At 60.3% G+C, this 1,513-nt stretch carries 2 protein-coding genes; both read left to right on the top strand.

All coding sequences use genetic code 11. The features are described 5' to 3' along the window. Positions 1-857 (top strand): sensor histidine kinase (locus tag NW837_RS14085; protein WP_414332222.1); only part of this gene is annotated, 857 nt, incomplete at its 5' end. Between the two features lie 75 nt (positions 858-932). After that, positions 933-1,513 (top strand): 16S rRNA (adenine(1518)-N(6)/adenine(1519)-N(6))-dimethyltransferase RsmA (rsmA, locus tag NW837_RS14080; protein WP_414332221.1); only part of this gene is annotated, 581 nt, incomplete at its 3' end.

Raw genomic sequence — 1,513 nt, 5'->3', positions numbered from 1 at the left:
AGAAAAATAAGGAGCTGGAGCAGGCCCGTGCCCAAGCGGAATCGGCCAACCAACTGAAAAGCCGATTCCTGGCCAACACCTCCCACGAGCTGCGCACCCCCCTAAACGGGATCATCGGCTTTATCAAGCTGGTGCTGGACGGGATGGCCGAAAACCGCGAAGAGGAGCTGGACTTCTTGCAGGAGGCCTATCGCTCTGCCCTGCACCTGCTGGCCCTAATCAACGATGTGCTGGATATCGCCAAGATCGAGGCGGGCAAAATGCAGTTGGAGTTCCAGCCCTGCGACCTGCGAGCTTTGTTTAAGGATGTGGAGGCCAAGACTAGCCTGCAGGCCAGCCAAAAGGGCCTACAACTGAGCTTCCACCTGCCCAACACCTCGGATCAGATTTTGCTCTTGGGCGATTACCAACGCCTGTTGCAGGTCATGCTCAATTTGGTGGGGAATGCCATCAAGTTTACCCCCAAAGGCTCAGTAACCGTGCGGGCGGATATCCTGCCCGGCAATCCGGGGTTGGCCCGCATCCGCGTCATCGACACCGGGATCGGGGTATCGCTGGAAAAGCAGCAAAAACTGTTTCAGGCCTTCACACAGGTGGATGGTTCCACCACCCGCCAATATGGAGGAACCGGCTTGGGCCTGGCCATCAGCCAACGCCTGGTGGAGGCGATGGGAGGGGAAATCAATTTCTACAGCCTGGGCGAAGGGCTGGGATCCACCGTCACCTTTACGGTGCCCCTCTACCGCAAGCCGCTCCTGAGCGGGGATCCGAACCCAGAGGCAATCCCTGTCAAGCCAGAGAAACCTGAGGATGCGGATCCCACCTTGATTTCTGTTCCCAACTCAGCCAAGCGATGACCCACCCGGCCATTTCTCCTTCAACCGCTCTGGGTACCTCTCGGTTGCGGCGCAGCACTGCGCGAACATTCCCCCATGCCCTATCCTCGTAAACGGTTTGGTCAGCATTGGCTCAAGGATCCCGCTGTTCACGAGGCGATTTTGCGGGCTGCCCAGTTGAATGATCTGGAGAGAGGGGCGGATCCCACTTGGGTGCTGGAGATCGGCCCCGGCACCGGCCAACTGACGCGGCGATTGCTGGCCCAGGGTGTCCAGGTGGTGGCGGTGGAGATCGACCGGGATCTGTGCCGACTGCTGCGAAAGCGCTTCGCCGACCAGCCCCGCTTCCACCTGGTGGAAGGGGATTTTCTTCGCCTGCCGTTGCCTCCTCAACCCCGCCTGCTGGTGGCCAACATTCCCTACAACCTCACCGGATCCATCCTGGAAAAGGTACTGGGATCCCCGGCCCAGCCGGTTCGGCAGTTCGAGCGCATTGTCCTTCTGGTGCAAAAAGAGCTGGCCGAGCGCTTGCAGGCCGGCCCCGGCAGCAAAGCCTATGGTGCTCTGAGCCTGCGGACGCAGTATTTGGCCGATTGCGAGCTGATCTGCAGGGTGCCCCCCACCGCTTTCAAGCCAGCCCCCAAGGTGGAATCTGCTGTGATTCGCCTCACCCCCCG

This window comes from Synechococcus sp. R6-10 (genome assembly GCF_047461815.1).
Classification (GTDB): Bacteria; Cyanobacteriota; Cyanobacteriia; order Thermostichales; family Thermostichaceae; genus Thermostichus.
The sequence above is the reverse complement of the archived record's forward strand: the minus strand, read 5'-3'. Positions and strand labels throughout refer to the sequence as shown.